At 52.6% G+C, this 20,704-nt stretch carries 25 protein-coding genes; 16 read left to right on the forward strand and 9 right to left on the reverse strand.

From position 1 onward, the window contains the following. From M467_RS31685 to M467_RS17315, 5 genes are all read left to right on the forward strand, one after another. On the forward strand, window positions 1-441 hold a 441-nt coding region (locus tag M467_RS31685; RefSeq protein ID WP_235045155.1), incomplete at its 5' end, for a hypothetical protein. A gap of 176 nt (window positions 442-617) precedes the next feature. After that, window positions 618-974 (forward strand): flagellar protein FlaG, encoded by a 357-nt coding sequence (locus M467_RS17300; RefSeq protein ID WP_021065396.1) that lies wholly within the window; start codon window positions 618-620, stop codon window positions 972-974. A gap of 12 nt (window positions 975-986) precedes the next feature. Continuing rightward, window positions 987-2,666, forward strand: coding sequence for a flagellar filament capping protein FliD (gene fliD / locus M467_RS17305; protein WP_021065397.1), 1,680 nt, complete (start codon window positions 987-989; stop codon window positions 2,664-2,666). A gap of 14 nt (window positions 2,667-2,680) precedes the next feature. Then, window positions 2,681-3,055: a flagellar export chaperone FliS gene (fliS, locus tag M467_RS17310; protein WP_021065398.1), complete on the forward strand. Its 375-nt coding sequence runs from the start codon at window positions 2,681-2,683 to the stop codon at window positions 3,053-3,055. Then, complete coding sequence (locus tag M467_RS17315; RefSeq protein ID WP_021065399.1) at window positions 3,052-3,405, forward strand: flagellar protein FliT; 354 nt, start codon at window positions 3,052-3,054, stop codon at window positions 3,403-3,405. Before fliS ends, M467_RS17315 begins: the two co-directional genes overlap by 4 nt. 35 nt (window positions 3,406-3,440) lie before the next feature. Here M467_RS17315 and M467_RS31380 read toward each other — a convergent pair whose 3' ends face one another. After that, window positions 3,441-3,818, reverse strand: coding sequence for a DUF3021 family protein (locus M467_RS31380; RefSeq protein WP_021065400.1), 378 nt, complete (start codon window positions 3,816-3,818; stop codon window positions 3,441-3,443). 191 nt (window positions 3,819-4,009) lie between these two features. On the opposite strand from M467_RS31380, the gene M467_RS17320 reads away from it, so the two are divergent. Further along, a complete protein-coding gene (locus M467_RS17320; protein ID WP_021065401.1) occupies window positions 4,010-4,195 on the forward strand; it encodes a hypothetical protein in 186 nt (61 codons plus the stop codon). Window positions 4,196-4,343: 148 nt separating this feature from the next. Then, the gene (locus M467_RS17325; RefSeq protein ID WP_021065402.1) at window positions 4,344-4,970 is read left to right on the forward strand and encodes a hypothetical protein; all 627 of its coding nucleotides are present in this window, start codon (window positions 4,344-4,346) and stop codon (window positions 4,968-4,970) included. A gap of 157 nt (window positions 4,971-5,127) precedes the next feature. Here the strand turns inward: M467_RS17325 and M467_RS17330 are convergent, their stop codons facing one another. The 8 genes from M467_RS17330 to M467_RS17365 all read right to left on the reverse strand — a co-directional run bounded on the left by M467_RS17330 (window position 5,128) and on the right by M467_RS17365 (window position 10,757). Further along, the gene (locus tag M467_RS17330) at window positions 5,128-5,628 is read right to left on the reverse strand and encodes a DUF1572 family protein (RefSeq protein ID WP_021065403.1); all 501 of its coding nucleotides are present in this window, start codon (window positions 5,626-5,628) and stop codon (window positions 5,128-5,130) included. A gap of 254 nt (window positions 5,629-5,882) precedes the next feature. Beyond that, on the reverse strand, window positions 5,883-6,548 hold the full coding sequence (locus M467_RS17335) for a DUF2225 domain-containing protein (protein ID WP_021065404.1): 666 nt from the start codon (window positions 6,546-6,548) through the stop codon (window positions 5,883-5,885). Between the two features lie 9 nt (window positions 6,549-6,557). After that, a complete protein-coding gene (locus tag M467_RS17340; RefSeq protein WP_021065405.1) occupies window positions 6,558-7,001 on the reverse strand; it encodes a YaaR family protein in 444 nt (147 codons plus the stop codon). A gap of 21 nt (window positions 7,002-7,022) precedes the next feature. Further along, window positions 7,023-7,847, reverse strand: a complete 825-nt coding sequence (locus M467_RS17345) for a flagellin N-terminal helical domain-containing protein (protein WP_021065406.1) — start codon at window positions 7,845-7,847, stop codon at window positions 7,023-7,025. Next, complete coding sequence (locus tag M467_RS17350; RefSeq protein WP_021065407.1) at window positions 7,831-8,211, reverse strand: flagellar protein FliS; 381 nt, start codon at window positions 8,209-8,211, stop codon at window positions 7,831-7,833. The genes M467_RS17345 and M467_RS17350 overlap by 17 nt, the downstream gene beginning before the upstream one ends. Continuing rightward, a complete protein-coding gene (locus M467_RS17355; RefSeq protein WP_021065408.1) occupies window positions 8,208-8,498 on the reverse strand; it encodes an EscU/YscU/HrcU family type III secretion system export apparatus switch protein in 291 nt (96 codons plus the stop codon). Before M467_RS17355 ends, M467_RS17350 begins: the two co-directional genes overlap by 4 nt. A gap of 9 nt (window positions 8,499-8,507) precedes the next feature. After that, window positions 8,508-10,172, reverse strand: a complete 1,665-nt coding sequence (locus tag M467_RS17360; protein WP_021065409.1) for a hypothetical protein — start codon at window positions 10,170-10,172, stop codon at window positions 8,508-8,510. 90 nt (window positions 10,173-10,262) lie between these two features. After that, complete coding sequence (locus tag M467_RS17365; RefSeq protein WP_031199784.1) at window positions 10,263-10,757, reverse strand: competence protein ComK; 495 nt, start codon at window positions 10,755-10,757, stop codon at window positions 10,263-10,265. 273 nt (window positions 10,758-11,030) lie between these two features. On the opposite strand from M467_RS17365, the gene cspD reads away from it, so the two are divergent. The 9 genes from cspD (at window position 11,031) to M467_RS17410 (ending at window position 20,696) form a co-directional block, all read left to right on the forward strand. Then, window positions 11,031-11,228, forward strand: coding sequence for a cold-shock protein CspD (gene cspD / locus M467_RS17370; protein WP_021065411.1), 198 nt, complete (start codon window positions 11,031-11,033; stop codon window positions 11,226-11,228). Window positions 11,229-11,541: 313 nt separating this feature from the next. Further along, the gene (gene hpf, locus M467_RS17375; protein ID WP_021065412.1) at window positions 11,542-12,102 is read left to right on the forward strand and encodes a ribosome hibernation-promoting factor, HPF/YfiA family; all 561 of its coding nucleotides are present in this window, start codon (window positions 11,542-11,544) and stop codon (window positions 12,100-12,102) included. A gap of 141 nt (window positions 12,103-12,243) precedes the next feature. Next, window positions 12,244-14,766: a preprotein translocase subunit SecA gene (gene secA / locus M467_RS17380; RefSeq protein ID WP_021065413.1), complete on the forward strand. Its 2,523-nt coding sequence runs from the start codon at window positions 12,244-12,246 to the stop codon at window positions 14,764-14,766. 54 nt (window positions 14,767-14,820) lie between these two features. Next, window positions 14,821-15,921, forward strand: a complete 1,101-nt coding sequence (gene prfB / locus M467_RS17385) for a peptide chain release factor 2 (protein WP_021065414.1) — start codon at window positions 14,821-14,823, stop codon at window positions 15,919-15,921. Between the two features lie 61 nt (window positions 15,922-15,982). Continuing rightward, the gene (locus M467_RS17390) at window positions 15,983-16,840 is read left to right on the forward strand and encodes a YitT family protein (protein ID WP_021065415.1); all 858 of its coding nucleotides are present in this window, start codon (window positions 15,983-15,985) and stop codon (window positions 16,838-16,840) included. A gap of 107 nt (window positions 16,841-16,947) precedes the next feature. After that, window positions 16,948-17,280 (forward strand): cytochrome c551, encoded by a 333-nt coding sequence (gene cccB / locus M467_RS17395; protein ID WP_021065416.1) that lies wholly within the window; start codon window positions 16,948-16,950, stop codon window positions 17,278-17,280. 433 nt (window positions 17,281-17,713) lie between these two features. Further along, the gene (gene ftsE, locus M467_RS17400) at window positions 17,714-18,400 is read left to right on the forward strand and encodes a cell division ATP-binding protein FtsE (protein WP_021065417.1); all 687 of its coding nucleotides are present in this window, start codon (window positions 17,714-17,716) and stop codon (window positions 18,398-18,400) included. Beyond that, a complete protein-coding gene (gene ftsX / locus M467_RS17405) occupies window positions 18,390-19,292 on the forward strand; it encodes a permease-like cell division protein FtsX (protein WP_021065418.1) in 903 nt (300 codons plus the stop codon). Before ftsE ends, ftsX begins: the two co-directional genes overlap by 11 nt. 30 nt (window positions 19,293-19,322) lie before the next feature. Beyond that, complete coding sequence (locus M467_RS17410; RefSeq protein WP_021065419.1) at window positions 19,323-20,696, forward strand: murein hydrolase activator EnvC family protein; 1,374 nt, start codon at window positions 19,323-19,325, stop codon at window positions 20,694-20,696. Window positions 20,697-20,704: the final 8 nt, after the last annotated feature.

Genomic DNA, 20,704 nt, shown 5'->3' on the forward strand with positions numbered 1-20,704 from the left:
ACAGAGGGGACGACATATGTGAGCTCTGTGCCGAGCCGGGTGAGCGTGGACGCCGAGGGCCTCTTGACGGTCCCGGCGGGAGCAACTTATGGAATAGTAACCATTACTGTAAAAAATGGGGTTGTGAGTCACAAGATTACGGTGACCGTTTCAGAGAATCCTTACAACACACTTAAAGAATTAATGGTTTCTGATTCTACAATTTATCTTAGAAGAGGAGAGTCCTATTCTCTATCTGTTCAAGGGATTTATTTATTGAGAACTGAAGATTTAACTCTAGGATCGACTGGAACCACCTATATCAGTTCAGTCCCGAGTCGATTAGTTGTTAGTGGTGATGGCGTTTTATTAGTACCTTCAAGTGCAACCACTGGGTTAGCGGTCATCACCATTAAAAACGGACAAAAATATGTAAAGAAAACTATCCACATAATCAACTAAATGATAGGTGTCTAATTTCATCCAAAAACAGAAACAATCCTGTGACGATTGTTTCTGTTTTTTAGTACAAAAAATACATTACATAAATTGAGTAAAGAAAACTCTTCATCAATAAGTGAAGAGTTAGGTATTTATTGCCGATACTAATTATGAATATAGTAAAGGGGAGTATAAAAATGAGCTCTACGATTTCGGAAATTCGCCTTCATTTGCCATCTTCAGTATTACCGTATGAACAAACAAAAAATATATTTAGTGAGGATTCTCAAACACGGTTGGCTACTGAGGGATTTGTAGTTTTGCCAACTCCTCAGCATGTTACAAAACTAGAAACAGCAATCGAAAAAGCTAACCAATCATTAGATTTGCAACGAGCGGGGTTGAAATTTGTTAAGCACGAAAAGTTAAATGATTACTACATTCAAATTGTAGACACTAATAACGAAGTTATTAGAGAAATTCCTAGCAAAAAATCACTTGATTTTTTTGCTGCTTTCATGGAATTCAATCGATTGTTCGATGAACGTGTATAAAGGAGGCAAATCATGACAACACCTATCCGATTCGGCGGACTAGCTAGTGGGATTGATACTGATACAATTATTAAACAATTGATGCAAGCAGAGCGAGTCCCCGTCGATAAACTTGAACAGAAAAAACAGACCACCGAATGGAAGCGTGATGCGTATCGTGAAATTAACCGATCACTCATGACACTCCGGAACAGTGCAGTCGATTTGATGTTCAGTCGAAACTTCTATGCAAAAACTTCTAGTTCATCTGATGAGTCACGCGTCTCAGTTGTAGCAGGACCATCGAGCGGTAACACAGCAATTCGTATTGAATCCGTTGGTCAGCTTGCGACAGCTGCAACCCAAGTTGTCGAACCAAAAGACAAAAATGGGAATGCAGTTACAAAGACAACAAAAGTTGCAGATATGAACTTGCAATCGGCCACTCAAGAAGTGACATTATCTACCGTTACAAAGGAATGGACACTCTCGCCAAAACCAAGAGCAGGGACAACAATCACTTTGAAAGATGCAACGAGTAATCCTATTGATGCATCAACCTATACTTACGATGAAGCGACAGGGAAAGTAACGATGAACGATGGGACAGATGTACCTATCGGAGCAACCGCAACCTATACTTCCGGTTATCAAGTGCAAATTCGTTCCGTCAGCGGTGGCGATTTTAAAACCATTCAAGTAGCAGAAGATGCTACTATGGAGAATTTAGTAACTGCTTTAAATGGAAAAGATTCAGGGATTTCCGCATTTTTTGAGCCGGTTTCTGGGAAGTTGTCACTTACTCAAAAACAAACGGGTGAAGATGCGATTATCGAATTTGATGCTACTACCAAAGCTGCTTTAGGGATTGATCCGGCAGCCGTTCCACAAAAAGGAATGAACGCTAATTTTATAGTGAATGGCATTTCCATGACACAAAGCTCGAACACTGTGACAATTGATAATATGACGATAACGTTAAAGTCGCAGTTTACGGCAGGCGAAGGTGCAGTTACTCTTTCTGCGGCAACTGACACACAGAAAGTCTTTGATAACATAAAAGCGTTTGTTGATAAATATAATGAAACAATCGATCTTATGAACAAAAAAGTAAAAGAAGATCGTTTCCGTTCATTTGCGCCACTTACGCAAGCACAGCGTGATGAATTGTCAGATGACGAAGTTAAAAAATGGGAAGAAAAAGCGATGAGTGGGATGTTACGAGGTGATACAATTATTCGAGGGGCAATGGACTCGCTCCGGAGTAATTGGTCAAGCACTTCAATCGCGACGAACGACACAGACATGCGCCAATTGTTTCAAATCGGTCTATCAACCGGAGCAGACTTCACAAACGGTGGGAAAATTGAGTTGAACGAAGAAAAACTCAAAGCCGCTATCGAAAAAGATCCAGACCAAGTATATCAGTTATTCGCCAATACGAAGAGTGGGTTACTCACACAAGTTCGTGATGCTGCAACTAGCTCACGTTCGTCGATCACACGGATTGCCGGCGCGGAAGGCTCTGGTGCACCGACATATTCGATGGGGCGCGAAATGACAGAAATCGATACTCGGATTAGACGATTAAATGATTTGTTAATCGATAAAGAAAATGCCTATTACCGTCGCTTTGCAGCGATGGAAACGGCCATGAACCAGGCGAACTCACAAGCCGCCTCACTGCAACAGTTCTTAGGCGGAGGCATGTAAGAGGAGGAATTTAAATGGTATCCAACCCATATGCAGCATATCAAAATAGTGCGGTCACGACCGCAAATTCGCAAGAATTGACGCTCATGCTTTATGATGGGGCGCTCAAGTTCATGCGCCTCGCCAAACTCGCCATCGAGCAAGGGAATTCAGATTTGAAGAACACGAACATCCAAAAGACGCAAGCCATCTTCCAAGAGCTTCGTCTGACACTGAATAAAAAAATCGCCGTCTCCGCGAATTTGGATTCGCTCTATGAGTACATGTGGCGCCGTCTCGTCGATGCGAATGTCAAGAACGACACGACGATTCTCGACGAAGTGCTCGATTTCACGACGGAACTCCGCGACACGTGGAAGGAAGCGATGAAACTCGCGAAGCAAGCATGAGACCCATCGATGAGATCATCTTCAAAACACAGCGATTAAAAGATTTACTAGCGAAAGTGCCGGAAGAGCCGACATATGACACGTGGATGGATCAAATCCATGAGTTGCTCGATGACCGCGAGCAGTTGCTTGCGGCGCACGGACCGAACTTGAAGGATGCTGACCAGACGGTGATTCGTCAGCTCGTCGATGATAGTCAACAGATCGCACGTTTGATTGAGGCGGAGCACCAACGGCTCGGGATGACGCTCGGGACGGCGCGACAAGAACGGAAAACGGTCAAGTCGTACGTCGACCCGTACGAAGACGTCGATTCGAACTTCTCAGGATTATTCGATCAACAGACATGAAACAGCTCGAAGGCGCGCCTTCGAGCTGTTTTCGTTCATGAAGATTTGACTTGTCGTCGTACTTTCAACAGGGTTCTAGACAAGGTGAACAAAATCAACCCGCTCACATTAAACTTCAAGTAAACCAATAGGGCATCATGTAACGACGTCACCGGTAGAAAACCACTGAATATGACGAGCGGCAGAATCGTCACATGCATCGTGGTCCAATGAATCAAAATCTGTTTCGGGAACGACCAACGTTTCACTTCGTAGATGACGCTTGTCAGACCAAGGAAAAATGCCATCCCGCCATAGACGAGCATATTATGTACGCCTTCCATATTTCCACTCCACCACTGATACGTTGCAAGCAATCCGAATAGCGCGAACCACTTCACGCCACGAACGAATCCTATTTTCAATAACATCATCTATATCGTCCCCTCATGTATTTGTTATCATCATTTACGACCCGATTACTAAAAAGTTTCATTCCATTTGATAGGGATGCAAAGATGTCTGATTTCATTTACAATCGACTCAATACCATTTAAACCGGTAGAAAACCGGGTAAATACCACTGTAACCGTTGCTTCTTTTCTGGAAAGGGGAGGGAAACGAGATGAGTGAGAAAAAAGTGAAACCTGAGTCTGTGAAAAACCGTCGTTACTTCGTCTATGGTCCAGAAGGGGCGTATGATGAATATGTGGAACGTGACCCTAAACTTGAAGCGTACATCGAAGACGATGCGCCAATCGAGGACGGTCCCGATCCATATGAAGAAGAAGAGCTCAAATCACGAGGATAAGTCAGTTAAAGTCAAGGTCCAATCACGGGCCTTGACTTTTATTTGTATGGGGTAATAACCCTATACGTTTTCTTACACCGGTCATGCTAGACAATCCAGTATGCTTATCTTATCAACCACCACTCACACGGAAAAGGAGAGAATGAAGATGAACATGAAACGATATGGATTGCTCCTCGCTTTACCTTTAACACTGCTTGTAGGCTGCGGGGAAGCCGATGAACTGAAGACGACGACCGACACGGAGGAAGTCGTCGAAGCCGAAACGACGGAAGAACCAGTGGTAGAATCAACAGAAGAAGTAGAAGTGCAGGAGAGCGAACTTGGGTCGAACCAGATTTATATGAAGAACAAAGCGCTCGACATTAAAGAGACGATTGGCTCCATCAACTTTGCCATCGATAAAGTACAGACGTCCCGACTCACTGTCAACGAAGCGTACAGCGACTCGTTTGATGGACAAGAAGAAGTGACAGTCGTCGCGATGAACATGCTCGTGGAGAATACGATTGATGAGACGGTCAATTTCTATCCGGACCAGGCGACGCTCGTGACGAACACAGGGGAGCAAGTGTCAGCTGACTTGTGGTTCTCGGATGACGTCGGCGGCGAGTTCCTCGGGAAAGTGAAGAAGGAAGGGAACGTCCTCTTCTTCGTCAAGGCGATGCCGGAAGAGTTAGCGGACCTGAAAGTCGTCATTGACGGACCGTCGGACACGAACTATGAGTCAATCGGGGAATCCCGCTACGAATATACAATCAACGTCGAGAAATAAAGGATGGCCGCTCCAGGGAACTGGTGCGGCCATTTGCTATCCTTTTGTTGTGGAAGGATTTTCTAATGATTAGTTCCGTAAAATTGCCGAGGAGCGATATGGATATACAATCGACATCACTAAATAAGAGAACGAATATCTCCGCGATGCGAGTCTCTTATTTTCGTTGATGTGGCAACGGGATTGTCAACACGTTCCAGTTCTCACCGGCGAACAGCTTCGCGAGATAGACGATCTGTCCGACATGATAACTGTAGTGCGACACTTGCTTCTCAATTGCCCAGATGACGGTCTTTTCCTCACCACGGATGAAAACGGTCTTACTGAGGTCTTCCGGCGTGAGACTCGATAGCACGTCGTCCAATAGCTGCCAACGTTCGTCCCACGTCGCCATCAGTTCGGCGCGGGATTGTTGTTGGTCCTCGAACTCGGCGTCGCGGTTCCGGTTCGGCTTCTCGCCGTCCGTCGTCAAAAAATCGGTCCAGCGGGATTTCATGTTGTTCGAGATGTGCTGCACGATGACCGCGAGCGAGAGTGTGTCTTTCGCGAGCACACGATGCATATCCTCGTCGTTCACTTGGTTCAACGCGTCTTCGGCGAGCTGTTTCTGTTCCTGAAAAATCGAGCGTACCGTTTCGATATAGCGAGTTTCAAACATGGAATGACCTCCTTTGGATTCCTCATAAGCATACCCCAATCTGAACGTGATAAAAATAATTGAGAATGAACCTTGTAACACGCCGCCGCGCAATCGGTTCTTGGGTGCCCTGTTTAGGTTTTGACGTGAGTCATGTCGCGTATATCTCCTTTCGGTTTGGGGGTTTACTCATGAAGAGAGCCGACCGCGTTTGCCCGTGAGTGGATGAGCGCGGTTTTTTTGTATGCCAAAAGGGAGAGCCGTGGCTCTCCCTTTTAGGCATGTTCGATTCTAAAGTCTTCCCAATGTGACCGGGCCTGGGTACGGATTCGCTCCGACACTTCCTTACTGCCGAGCAAGATGCCGTACCAACGCCTCGCGTCTTCATATAGACCGAGCGCGGCCGACAAGTCGGCGATTCGCAGCATGAGCTGATCGTACGGGAGGCCGGTCCGGATTTGATCCGTGTATGCCTCCTGTACCTCGTTGTACTTGTCGAGCGTCCGCTTCATCCATTCCTTCTCGGACGACTCGTCGCCCGTCAAGCGATACATCCAGACGAGGCGCATGCCGAGCATGGCGACGACGGACGGTTTTTGGCCGCTCAATTGGGCTGTCATGACGGCGAACTTGTAGAGCCGGATGACGTGTTCGGCCGAACGGTCGCCCGCGAGCGCATCGGCGTTGACCCGATTGAAGTAACCCGTCTCGAGCGCCTCACGATGTGTCTTCCTCACCTTATCGAACGAATCGTGGAAGACGAGATGACAATGGCTGCAGACGGTCGGCTCATAAAAATATGGGTTGGCGCCGCCGTAAGTCGTATATCCGTCCTTCGCGACTTCCTGCGGTCGGATGTGGCGCGACAAAACGCGCGGTGTCTCACTCTGTTTCAAACAATACGGACATTTCACTTTTTTCGAAAAGATATGTTCTGCCATATTCTCACCTCACACGTATACGTTGACGAGCAGGCCGCGAATCTCACCGACTTGATCGAGGAGCGACAAACGTGATGCTTCGCCCGAGATGACTTGATCGGTCAAGGCAAGTAGCTTCTGGTCGACTTGTTCGACAATCTTATAAATTTTGGCTCGGCCACGGCGGTTGAAGCCGCGTTTGTCCTCGAGGCGGAGTGCCGCGTCAACGGCGTCTTTCATAAAGTCTTTAATGAGCTGCTTATATTCAGCGAGTGACTCGACCGTCTGGCTCTCGGCGAGGAGCTCGCCTTTCTCTTGGATGGCCGCGATTTGGCGTTGGAAGCGCTCATGCTCGCGGTCCTCACGTTTTTGACCGATGACGTTCTGGAACGAGACGCCGGGCTCAGCCTCGGGGCGTTTCGCCTTGCCGGCGCCGTGAAGCGACTGTGTCTCCATGATGCGACGAATGTCCATAGGGATCCGTCCTTCCTTAAGTTAGTTCAACAATTGTAGCACGCCTTGCGGCAATGCGTTCGACTGGGCGATCATCGCCATGCCGGACTGATTCAAGATGTTGAGGCGGGCGAAGTCCATCATCTCGCGCGCCATGTCGGCGTCGCGGATGCGTGACTCGGAAGCCGTCAAGTTCTCAGAACCAATCGTCACGACGCTCACATTCGCCTCGAGCCGGTTCTGGATAGCACCGAGCTTCGAACGTTCGAGCGAGACCTTTTGGATGGCGGCGTCAAACTTGGCGATGGCGTCGTTGGCGCCACCTGGTGTGGTCACGTCCAAGCCGTCAATCCCGAGTGCGGCAGCACGCATGTCGTCGACGTTCAAGACGACACCTTCACCGCTACCGGCCCCGAGTTGGAAGAAGAGCGTCTCATTGCCGGCGATATAGTCACCGTTCATGATCTTCTTCGAGTTGAACTCGGTCGTCTCGGCGATTCGGGTCACTTCATCGGTGAGCGCTGAAATCTCGTCTTGAATCGCCTTGGCGTCATCACCGCTCAACGTCCCGTTCGACGCTTGGACCGACAGCTCCCGCATCCGCTGCAGGAGGGAATGCGTCTCGCTCATCCCGCCTTCGAGCGTCTGGGTGAGTGAGATGCCGTCGAGCGTGTTGCGTTCGGCCATCGACAGCGAGTCGAGCCGGATGCGCATCTTCTCGGAGATGGCGAGCCCGGCCGCGTCATCGGACGCCTTATTGATGCGGACACCGCTCGAGAGGCGGTCCATCGTCTTCTTCATCGTCGCTTGGTTAAGAGTGAGCGACGAGTAGGCTTTCAGTGCTTGGACGTTATTGGTAATTTTCATAACGGTTTCCTCCTGCCGGTACGGGTTTCAGACGAGCGTTCTCGATTGCCTCGCCCCAGGTCTGGTCGAGCTCGGTCGCGAGGCCGTGGAGCTCTTCGATTTTGTCCATGTCTTGCTCGATCAACGCCTCAAGGCTTGATTTTGCCATATAGAGGTAAAGCTCATCGAGTTGAGCCGAGATGATGCCGCCACCGTCGTGGAGGCCTTGATGGAGCTTCGCGAGCAATTCGCGTGCTTGACGTAAGTGGCGATTGCGTTCGGCGATGGTCGCTGTCCTGGCGTTTGCATAGTGATAGACGAGCGCGTGGAGCATCGCTTGGGTCAGCTCTTCCGGGCTCATTTCGTATAATCGGTTCGATTTCATGATGGATCTCCTTTGATAGTGTCGAGTTCTTCAATCAGTAATAGCACTTCGGCCATGACGTCATACAGTTGGGGCGGAATCGCGTCCCCGAGGTCGAGGTCAAGCAGGTGGCCAAGGAGCGAATGGTCATGCTCGATGGCGACGCCGCGCGCTCTCGCCTCATCTAAGATTTTATCGGCGACGGCACCCGTCCCGCGGGCGACGATGACCGGGGCACGGTCAATCGTCTCGTCATAGCGGACGACGGCGGCCGTCTTGCGTTTCGTCAAATCCATGCGTTGATACATAACAGCCTCCTAGATGCGGAAATCATAGCCGGTCGTCTCGAGCGTCGGGCGCTCGGTCTCCGGTCGGTCGGACTTCGTCAATGGGCGGAACTGGGTCGTCACGCTCTTGTAGCCGATCGCCTCGAGCGTCGTCTCGATCTTGCCGAGCAGGGGACGCGCGAGTGCCTCGACGGTCGGGTCATCGTGTTCGAGCGTGAGCCGGAGATTCCGGTCGATCGCTTCGAGCTTGACGCCAATCTCACCGAGCCGTGGCGTCTCGAGCCGAATGTAGAGCACGCTGTTCTCCCAGTCGACGACGTCCCCGGCCTCACGGTTTTGGATATGGACGTGGATGCCGGTGTCAATCTCTTGGACTTTCGCCGGCAAGGCAAGGATGAGCTGATGGAGCTGCCCACCGTCCAACCGGTTCAACGTCTGTTGGACTTGGAAGAACGAGGCGAGTCGTTGTGCCTCGGGTGTCGCCGCGTCGGCTTTCAATGACAACGTCGACGCCTGGACGCGCTGCGCCGTCTCTTGGATGACGCGGCCCGATAGGTTCGGGTCGACCTTGAACGGCGTGACGCGCGGCAGTTCACCGGCGCGGGTCGCCTGATGCGGGATGTATTCGAGCCGGACGTGGTTCGGCACGTACCGGAACTCGTTCAAGCTGGCGCGCACTTCTTTGATGAGCACGGCGCTCTCGGCCGGTTTCGTCGACAGCAGGCCGAGGGCGACGTCGAGTTTCGCCGTCATCACGACGAGCGCCTTCTCTTGGGTCGCGCTCGTATGTAACAGGGCGTCCGTCTTTTGGATGAGCTGCGTCAAGCGGGTCGATACCGTCTCGAGTGCGGGACGTGCCTGATGCGGGTTCGTCTCGACGAGGGCGGCGACTTGGCCGAGCTGTTTCGTCACCGTCACTTGTTCGCTTCGGAACGTGTTCGTCACGGTCGCGAGATGCGTCGTCACTTCTTTGACGAGCACCGGGCGTCCGAGGACGGGCGGTAACGCCTCACGCGGTTCGATTCGCGTCGGGCGCGGCTCCGGCAACGCGTTGATGAGCCGATCGACCGTCTCCGGTGTCGGGGTCATGCGCTCGCTGACGGGGCGTGACAGATTGACGTGCTCGATGAACCGTTCTTTCTGCGGGTACGGCGCGTCAGGTGCCGGTGGTTTGATTTGTTGTCTCGCTTCATCTAATGACGCGACGGCGAGATCGCGCGCGACATCACGCGGGAGCGTCGGCGCCTCAACTGTCTTCAGCCAAAGGACGGCATCGCGCATGTCACCTTTGAAGACGGTTTCGAGCAGACGCACCGTGTCCTCGTTCATCGGCAGCCGTCCTGATTGGAGCAAACGGCTGACGGCGCTCCGGACCTCGGGCGGGAGCGATGCGAGCAACGCCTGAATTTTCGTATCGAGTTTTACCGGTTGACTGGTCGGCATGTCCGGCGTCTCGGGTTCAGGCTTGACGACAATCGTCGCGATGAGCTGGCCGTCTTGTTCGGCGAGTGTCAGTTGGAACGGGTTCGTCTTCGGGAGCCCGCCCTCGAACGTGACCTCGACGTGCTCGCCATTGATTTTGACGATCCCGGAGTCGGGTCCGGTCTGTTTGACGAGCTCGGCTTTATAGATGCGATTCGTCTGGATGCCGGCTGTGACCGCAACGGCCGCGGTCATGGGGGCTTGGATTTGCATAGTTGTCACCTCGACCAATATATCGACCTCTTTTTCAAAAAGTGAAGCGAAACCGACAGAAAAAAACCTCCCGTCGATTCGACGGAAGGGTCAAGAGTTGAGCGTTGCGCTCTGGTTTAATTGTTGGAACCGGGCGACGAGTTCGCCCGTCGCTTTCAATTGATTGCGGAGGACGTATGAGGTCGCGTTCGTGGCAATCCGGTGACCGTTCTGGGTGACGACCAAGCCTTTCGACTCGATCGGGTCACTCGTGATGTCACGGACGTGCGACCAGGCGTACCATTCACATTCAGGACGCTTCGGGGACATCGTCGGGAAGAAGACGAGCCCGGACGTCGGTTCGATGACGACAGGCACTTTGCCTTTGATTCCGGCGACGCGCTTGGCGACGAAGATGCGCTCCTCGATCGAACTGCTGTACTGGCGGCATGAGAGCTGTAGGAGCTGGTAAGGCCGGAGCGGGGTCGTAATCTCAGAGCCGTCCTCGAGAATGACGCGCGATTGAGCGGACATCTCATAACAAGGTAGGATGGCTACAGTCCGCTTCGTAATACGGTACTTTTCCTCGGAATGGTAGGGGCGCATATGGCTGCACCGTCCTTTTCGTATTAGATTTTCAGGCTCGGCTCGCCCAGATGGCGTACAAACCTAAATCATCCCTTTCATGATATATCACAAAATATGTAAATTCAATAACTCTATATGAAAAGTAGGGGAATAGAATTCCAATGTAAGCCAAAAGACGATTCATTTACAAAAATATGAGAAAGTGTTTGTCACGCTTCCAAGAAGGTGGTAAGATTACCGATAGAGGGAAAGCCTCTGTATTCTTCAATGGTGAAAGGAATGGATTTACACATGGTAGGTAAAGTAAAATGGTTTAACTCAGAAAAAGGTTTTGGATTCATCGAAGTAGAAGGCGGCAAAGACGTATTCGTACACTTCTCTGCAATCCAAACTGACGGCTACAAATCACTTGACGAAGGTCAAGAGGTAGAATTTGAAATCGTTGATGGCGAGCGTGGCCCACAAGCGGCTAACGTTACAAAATTATAATTTCAAGCCGTAAGCCGGTTCCCTCGTGGAGCCGGCTTTTTATTTTTCTTACATAGCGTCCTTCGAATCAAAATCGCGTTTAAGAACCGGCAGAACGGGTAGTTTCTTTTTATACCGCCGATTCAAGTTGAAGACGACGCAATCGGAACAAAATTGTCATTATTTTCTGATGATAACGTTTTCAAACGATTTGAATTCGGGGTATACTATAAATGAGCCACCTGGTTCCACTTTCTTTTCAGAAATGAAGCAGGAGATTCGGTCCAGATCGACGAATCATTGGGTCAAGCGGTTATTTTAAGGAGGAGTTCAGATGATTTATAACATTCGCGGCGAAAACATTGAAGTCACACCAGCTATTCAAGACTATGTCGAGAAAAAGTTGGACAAATTGACTCGGTATTTCACAACTCCTACGGATGCACAGACGGCTTACGTCAACTTGAAAGTGTACAATGAGAAGCAAAAGGTGGAAGTGACGATCCCGATGCCGAACTTGTTGCTCCGTGCTGAGGAAACAAACCTCGACATGTACGCGGCGATTGACCTCGTCGTCGATAAATTGGAACGTCAAATCCGTAAGCACAAAACGAAACTCAACCGTAAATCACGTGCCAAAGATGGCGGTATCGGCGAGTACTTCAAGTCACTCGAAGGTCCTGAGGACGTGGTCGTCTACGACGAGGACGAGGCAGAACTCGAACTCGTGCGGACGAAGCGTTTCACGCTCAAACCGATGGATACGGAAGAAGCGATTCTTCAGATGGACATGCTCGGCCACAGCTTCTTCGTCTTCTCAGACGCAGAAACGGGCAACACGAACGTCGTCTATCGTCGTAAAGACGGGAAATACGGCTTGATCGAACCAGAATAATTTAACCTTGAAACCACACGGCCCTCCAACTCGGAGGGCCGTTTCGTTTGGCCTTTCCTTGAAAGCGAGGGTCACTTCGGTTAAACTGTACATTAGGGAAAAAACATGCATTTTTCAGTGAATGCAGAGGAGATAAAGCGTATGGCGAACTTTTTGAAAGATTTATTTGCTCCACAGAAACGAGTATTGAAAAAAGCAGAAAAAGCGGCCGACCTCGTCGAGTCGTTCGCCGAACCGATTAAGGCATTGTCTGACGAAGCACTTCAGGCGAAGTCGATTGAGTTCCGGGAGCGTTTGGACAAGGGCGAGACGCTTGATGATATCTTGCCAGAAGCGTTCGCGGTCTGTCGCGAGGCGTCTGAGCGTGTGCTCGGCATGCGCCACTACCGTGTCCAGCTCATCGGGGGCTACGTGCTCCATAACGGTGACATCGCTGAGATGAAGACCGGGGAAGGGAAGACGCTTGTCGCGACCCTTCCGGTATATTTGAACGCGCTCACGGGCCGCGGCGTCCACGTCGTGACGGTTAACGAATATTTGGCTCGCCGTGACAAAGAACTCATGGAACCGCTCTACTTCGCACTCGGTCTTTCGGTCGGCCTCAACGTGTCGAACATGGACCGTGTCGAGAAGCAGGCGGCGTATAACTGTGACATCACCTACTCGACGAACAACGAGCTCGGTTTCGACTACTTGCGTGACAACATGGTCCTTTATAAAGAAGACCGTGTCCAACGCGAGCTCTACTTCACAATCGTCGATGAAGTCGACTCGATTCTCGTCGATGAGGCGCGGACCCCGCTCATCATCTCGGGTTCGGCCCAAAAATCGACAGAGCTTTACACACGGGCCGATGCTTTCGTCCGCACGCTCAAAATCGAGGACGACTACACGGTCGACGTGAAGACGAAGTCGGTTCTCCTCACGGACAAAGGGGTCGACCTCGCCGAGAAGTTCTTTGGCATCGACAACTTGTTCGCGATCGAGCACGTCTCGGTCAACCACCACGTCGGGCTCGCCCTTCGTGCCAACGCCGTCATGCATCATGACGTCGACTACATGGTCCGTGACGGCCAAGTCATGATCATCGACCAGTTCACCGGTCGGGTCATGGACGGACGCCGCTACTCGGAAGGGTTGCACCAGGCGATCGAAGCGAAAGAAGGCGTCGAGATTCAGCGTGAATCGATGACGCTCGCGACGATCACGTACCAGAACTACTTCCGTATGTATGAGAAGCTGGCCGGGATGACCGGAACGGCGAAGACAGAGGAAGAAGAATTCCGTAACATTTACAACATGCAGGTCGTAACGATCCCGACGAACAAACCGATCCTTCGAGAAGACCGTTCGGATCTCATCTTCAAATCGATGGATGGCAAGTTCAAAGCTGTCGTCGAAGAAATTATGGCAGCCCACGCGACGGGACAACCGGTCCTCGTCGGGACGGTCGCCGTCGAGACGTCGGAGCATTTGAGCAAGCTTCTCTCGAAGAAGAAAATCAAACACGAAGTCTTGAACGCGAAGAACCACGCCCGTGAGGCCGAAATCGTCGAGAACGCCGGCCAAAAAGGTTCGGTCACGATCGCGACGAACATGGCAGGACGCGGAACCGACATTAAGCTCGGCGAAGGCGTCATCGAGCTCGGCGGATTATATATCGTCGGGACCGAGCGCCACGAATCACGCCGGATTGACAATCAGCTCCGTGGACGGGCCGGACGACAAGGGGACCCGGGTAAATCCCAGTTCTACTTGTCACTCGAAGATGAGCTCATGCGCCGCTTCGGAACGGACAGCCTCCAGAACATGATGGAGCGCCTCGGTATGGACGACACGCAACCGATTGAGAGCCGTATGGTCTCGAAAGCGGTCGAGTCGGCCCAGAAACGTGTCGAAGGGAACAACTATGACGCTCGGAAACAGCTCCTCGGTTACGATAACGTCATGGCCGACCAACGGAAAGTCATGTACAAAGACCGGGCCAGCATCCTCGAGAACGAATCGGTCACGAACATCGTCCGTTCGATGATTCAAGAGACGGTCGAGACGGGCGTCGCACAATATACACCGCTCGAGCTCGTGCCGGAAGAGTGGAACATCGATGAGCTCGCGCACTGGGCCAACCAGACGCTCGCCCTCGAGCAGCCGGTCGAAGGTAAGGACTTCTACGGCAAAGAGCGCGAAGAGATCATCGAGCTCTTGAGCGAACGCACGACCGCGCAGTATGAGGCGAAACGCCAACTCGCGCCGCCGGAACGCTTCAACGAGTTCGAGAAGATCATCGTGCTCCGTGCCGTTGACTCACACTGGATGGCACACATCGACCACATGGACCAACTCCGTCAAGGGATTCACTTGCGTGCCTATGGACAGAACGACCCGCTCCGCGAGTATCAGGCGGAAGGCGTCAACATGTTCGACGCGATGAACGTGGCCATCTCCGAAGAAGTGACCGGCTTCGTGCTTCGTGCTGAAGTCGGCGACAACCTCCGACGCGAGAAAGTCGTCGAGGAGGAAGTGGCGGTGTCTGGCAAGGACGACACGCCACTCAAGAAAAAGCCGGTCCGTCGCACGGAAGACCAACGGCTCGGGCGCAACGACCCGTGCTGGTGTGGTTCAGGCAAGAAGTTCAAAAACTGCCACGGCAAACAACAGGCTTAATTTTGAAAGAGGCGAGTCCGCTCGCCTCTTTCCTACGGAAAGGTGACCTACACTATGGAAATTTCAGATATTCGCAACGAACTCGAGGCGATGGCGAAACGCCTCGAGAATTATCGCCAATCGCTCAACCTGACAGAGAAGCAGGCTCGCATCGCCGAGCTCGAGAACGAGATGACGTACCCAGACTTCTGGGACAGCCAAGAGAAGGCGCAGAAAGTCATCGACGAGTCGAACGCGCTCAAAGCGATGGTCGACAAATACCAAGAGCTCGCCGATGGGCATGAAGACGGCGAAGTCACGCTCGAACTGATCAAAGAAGAGCCGGACGCCGAGATGCAAGGTGAATTAGGAGAGATGGTCACGGCGCTCAAGGCCGATTTCGACGCGTTCGAACTCGAAATCCTCTTGAACGGACCGTACGACGCCAATAACGCCATCCTCGAGCTTCACCCGGGGGCGGGCGGTACCGAGTCGCAAGACTGGGCCTCGCTCCTGCTTCGGATGTACCAACGCTTCGCGGACAAGCAAGGCTGGAAAGTCGAGACGGTCGACTATCTGCCGGGCGAAGAAGCCGGCGTCAAGTCGGTCACGCTCCGCATCGTCGGGCATAACGCCTACGGCTACTTGAAGGCGGAGAAAGGGATTCACCGTCTCGTCCGCATCTCGCCGTTCGATTCGTCGGGCCGCCGCCATACGTCGTTCGTCTCGTGTGACGTCATGCCGGAATTCAATGACGACATCGAAATCGAAGTGAAGACCGAAGACCTCCGGATCGATACGTACCGCGCGTCAGGCGCCGGCGGTCAGCACATCAACACGACCGACTCGGCCGTCCGGATCACGCACGTGCCGACGGGCGTCGTCGTCTCGTGTCAAGCCGAGCGTTCGCAAATCAAGAACCGCGAAGCAGCGATGAAGATGCTCAAGGCGAAACTGTATCAACGCGAACTCGACGAGCAGCAACGCAAACTCGATGAGATCCGCGGCGAGAAGACAGACATCGGTTGGGGCAGCCAAATCCGTTCGTACGTCTTCCACCCGTACGCGATGGTCAAGGACCACCGCACGAGTTATGAAGTCGGGAACACGAGCGGCGTCATGGATGGCGACATCATGGGCTTCATCGACGCTTACCTCCGCAAGACAAATATGTGATGCAAGTGGCTCAAGGACTGACGTCTTTGGGCCACGTTGTATGTAGAGGAGAAAACCTTTAATGAAGCAAATCGTCAAAGACTATATCTATTTACTGACCGGGTCCGTCTTCGTCGCCTCGGCGTTCAGTTTGTTCCTATTGCCGAACAACCTCGCCTCGGGCGGCGTCAGCGGGATCTCAATCATCACGTACGAGCTGTTCAACATCTCGCCAGGGGCGTTCCAGCTCGTGTCGAACGTGTTGCTCCTCCTCGTCGGCTGGATGATTCTCGGGCTAGGCTTCGGCGTGAAGTCACTCGTCGGGTCGATTTTTTTACCGGGCGTGATCTTATTTTATGAAGCGATTGACGCGGGTGCGGCCGTCAATGACACGTTGCTCGCGGCCATTTTTGGCGGGGCAGGCGTCGGCATCGGTCTCGGGCTCATCTTCCGGGGACGGGCCTCGACCGGTGGGATGGATTTGCTCGCGCAAATCTTACATAAGTTCACCCACATCCCGCTCTACCTCTGTATCGCCATCCTCGACGGGGCGGTCGTCCTCGTCGCTGCTGTCACGTTCTCGTTCACGACGGGACTGTATGCACTGATCGCCCTCTTCATTACGATCAAGATGATCGACTTCGTCCAGCTCGGCTTCACGCAGGACAAGATGGCGTATGTCATCTCAGAGAAACGGGACGTCATCACGCGCGCCGTCTTCGATGAGCTCGACCGGGGCGCGACGGAGATACAAGCGATCGGGGCGTACTCGCGTCTCGAGCGCCCGATGCTCCTCGTCGTCGTCCGCCAGAACGAAGTGAGCCGGCTGAAAGAAATCATTCGCCGCATCGATCCCGATGCGTTCCTCATCTTCAGTGAGGCGCACGAGGTGATGGGGCAAGGGTTCACGTCGGACAAACGCTATATCAACGTTCCCTAAGTTGTGGAATCTTTGTGTATTTTTCGTGAGTTAGGTTAGAAAGCGGTTCATAACGGCTATAATGGTAAAAGTAGGTTATTTCTACAACTTAGGAGGGGAACCCTATTATGAAGAAATGGATGATGGCGATTGGACTTGGCGCCATGCTCACGCTCGGTGCGTGCGGCGGTGGCGATGAAGAAGAGTCGACGAGCAACGGGGACGGCGCCAACACGGCGTCGGTCGACGCGGAAGCGGTCTACGCACAAAACTGTGCGGCATGTCACGGCGCAAATCTAGAAGGGATGAGCGGTCCGAAACTCTCGGACGTCGGCTCACGTCTATCGGCCAGTGAAATTGAAGAAGTCATCAAAAACGGGAAAGGCGCTATGCCTGCGAATGTGATTGAAGACGAAGAAGAAATCACGGCTGTCGCCGCTTGGCTCGCCGAGAAAAAATAATCATGGGGAACCACGAGACGACTCGTGGTTTTTTTGTTTCCTTCAATCTCGACTGAATCCGGATTGTCAGTGATTGAAGCGAGGGAGTTGCGAACGCGGGTAGCTTTTGAATGTGCGTTTCATCATATGTGTCCGAGTCGTGAAATCTGTCTTCAACGCGACAATTTCACACCGAACTCAATCCAACTGAAACATTCCTGTAATGGTTATTTAAAAGTCCGATTGCTATAATTGTAGGCGCTTGAACTATATTGCCTGTCGCCTTTTTGGGTCAGGTTGGCACGAACAGGGTCCCTTGACAGGACGAGTGCTTATCGTGTAGAACAGAGGCTAGACGAAAATATTCACTTAACTAACTAATCCAATCTTCGTCATAGATGCATGAAACGTGATAGATGCATAAAAAATATATAAAAAGGGTAGGGAATACGTTATGATTTCGATGCAAAAAGTCAGCAAAGTATATCCAAACGGCGTCGTCGCCGTCGATGACCTCGAGTTAGAGATTCAAGACGGCGAATTCTTATACGTCGTCGGACCATCCGGCGCCGGGAAATCGACGTTTATGAAGATGATTTATCGGGAGGAGAAACCGTCGAGCGGTCTTCTTTTGATTGACGGGATTGACGTCGGCAAGTTGAAAAACCGCCACGTCCCGAAATTACGCCGTCAACTCGGCGTCATCTTCCAAGACTATAAGTTGTTGCCGTCACTCACGGTATATGAGAACGTCGCGTTCGCTCTCGAAGTCGTACAGGCCGACACGAACACGATGCGTAAGCAGGTCATGGACGTGTTGAACCTTGTCGGACTGAAACATAAGGCGCGCAACTATCCGGATGAACTATCGGGTGGGGAGCAACAGCGTGTGTCGATTGCTCGTGCCATCGTCAATAAGCCAAAGCTCATCATCGCCGACGAGCCGACGGGTAACTTAGACCCGGACACGGCTTGGGGCATCATGGAAGTGTTCCAAGAGATTCACCGTCGCGGTGCAACCATCGTCATGGCGACCCACAACCGTGATATCGTCGACAAGATCCGCCATCGCGTCATCGCGATCGAGAACGGGAAAGTCGTACGCGATGAAGAGAAAGGAGCATATGGCTATGATATTTAAAAGTGGATTACGTCATCTGCGCGAAGGGTTCAAGGGAACACTACGCAACGGTTGGATGACATTCGCGGCCATCAGTGCCGTTACCATCACCTTGTTACTCGTCGGGGTATTCGCCCTCGTCATGTTCAACGTCAATGAGATTTCAGAGAACGTCGAGAGCGACGTCGAGATTCAAGTATTCGTCACCCGGACCGCGGAGGAAGCGAACGTCGAGAAGCTCGGTGAGAACTTAGAGCAGATTCCAGGCGTCGAATCGGTCACGTTCAGCTCGAAAGAGGATGAACTGGAGAACTTCCGCAACCAACTCGGGGAAGATGCGAACGCCTACGGGACGGTCGAGAAGGACAACCCGCTCCACGACCGCTATATCGTCAAGGCGTCAGACCCGCTCAACACGGAGACGGTCGCTGATGCGGTGCAATCGCTCGCTAACGTCGATAAGGTCACATATGGACAGGACTATATCGACAAGATGTTCGCCTTCTTCAACGGGATTCGCATCGGCGGACTCGTATTGATCGTCGGTCTCACGCTCATGGCGATGTTCCTCATCTCGAACACGATCAAGATGACGATTTTCTCACGCCGTCGCGAAATCGAGATCATGCGTCTCGTCGGAGCGAAAAACAGCTTCATTCGCTGGCCGTTCTTCATCGAAGGGCTTCTCCTCGGTGTATTCGGTGCGCTCATCCCGATCGCCGTCATCTACTTCGGTTATGACGTCGCATATAGTGCTTTACAACCATCGCTAGATCAACTGAATAGTGATATATTTAAATTGATTGATCCATCGATTTTGACGACGCAAGTGTCACTCGTCCTCTTAGCGCTCGGTGCCTTCATCGGGATCTGGGGTTCGACGACATCGCTCGGTCGATTCTTGAAAGTCTAATCTAATTTAAATATGAGGAGGAGTTGGCGGATGAAACGTTCGCTTGCGCTTGGATTGAGTTTGACGCTACTTGCCTCGCCTGTATGGGCGACGGAGAAAGACACGCTGAAAGCACGACAAGATCGTTTATCCAATCAATTGGAGGAATCCAAGAAAGCGCAAGACGAGACGGACGCCGAGCTCGAAGTCACCGAGGCGGAACGCGACGCGGTCACGACAGAAATCCGCGCCGTCAATGAGCGTCTCGAAGGCTTAAGTGAACAGATCGCCGTCCAACAGGAAGAAGCGGACGCGGCGCGCACCGAGCTCGAGGAAACCCGTGATCAACTCACTGCCCAAGGGCAGTACCTCGAAAGCCAGAAGGCGCTCCTTAGTGAGCGTCTTCGTGTGCTTCAAGTACATGAGGACCAGTCCTATCTCCAAGTCGTCTTCGAGTCCCGTTCATTCGGAGACTTCGTAACGCGGCTCTTGACCGCGCAGACGATTGCCGATCAGGACCGGGACCTCATACATAGTTACATGAGTGAAGTCGAGCGGCTCGAAGCGCTCGAAGCACGGCAGCGGACCCAGCTCTCGTTCCTTAAACAGAAAGAGCGGGAACTCGTCGTGACGAAACAGGCGCTCGACGTCGCCGCTGAACAAAAGCAGGGTTTGTTGTCGGAACTGAACGAACAAGTCGAACTACTCGAGCTTGAGAAGATGAGCCGTGAAGAAGAACAGGCGCTCATGAGTGAGCAGAGCCGGATCATCGCCGGTCAACTCGAAGCGATCGCCCAAGCGGAGCGGGAAGCCGCCGCCCGCGCCGAGGCCGAAGCGAAGGCCAAGGCCCAAGCAGAAGCACAGGCAAGAGCCGAGGCAGAGGCGAGAGCACGAGCTGATGCCAAAGCGGAAGCGGACAAGCGGGCAGACGACAAAGCGCCAACCGCCCCAGCTCCTGCTCCAACAACCCCACCGCCTGTGGAAACCCCGACGGACGTGACGGGACCGGCGACCTCGTTCGTGCGGCCGGTATCCGGCTACGTGTCGAGCCCTTTCGGCCCGCGGCAAAACCCGCTCACGGGCGTGGCGGAGTCGCACCGTGGCATCGATCTCGTCAATGCGACCGGGACACCGATCGTCGCGGCGGCACCAGGCATCGTCATCAAGGCGGCCCCGGCGACCGGTTACGGCAACGTCGTCTTCGTGTCCCATATCGTCGGCGGGGAAGTATGGACGACCGTCTATGCCCATCTCGACGCGATTACGGTCACGTCGGGGCAAACGGTCGGAGCCGGACAGACCGTCGGTACGCTCGGCAGCACGGGCTGGTCGACAGGCCCGCATCTCCACTTCGAATTACATCGCGGACAATGGGCGCCAGGGCAACCGAATGCGGTCGACCCGGGTCCATACATCGGTTACTGATGAGACGG

Source organism: Exiguobacterium chiriqhucha RW-2 (assembly GCF_000416965.1).
Taxonomy (GTDB): domain Bacteria; phylum Bacillota; class Bacilli; order Exiguobacteriales; family Exiguobacteriaceae; genus Exiguobacterium; species Exiguobacterium chiriqhucha.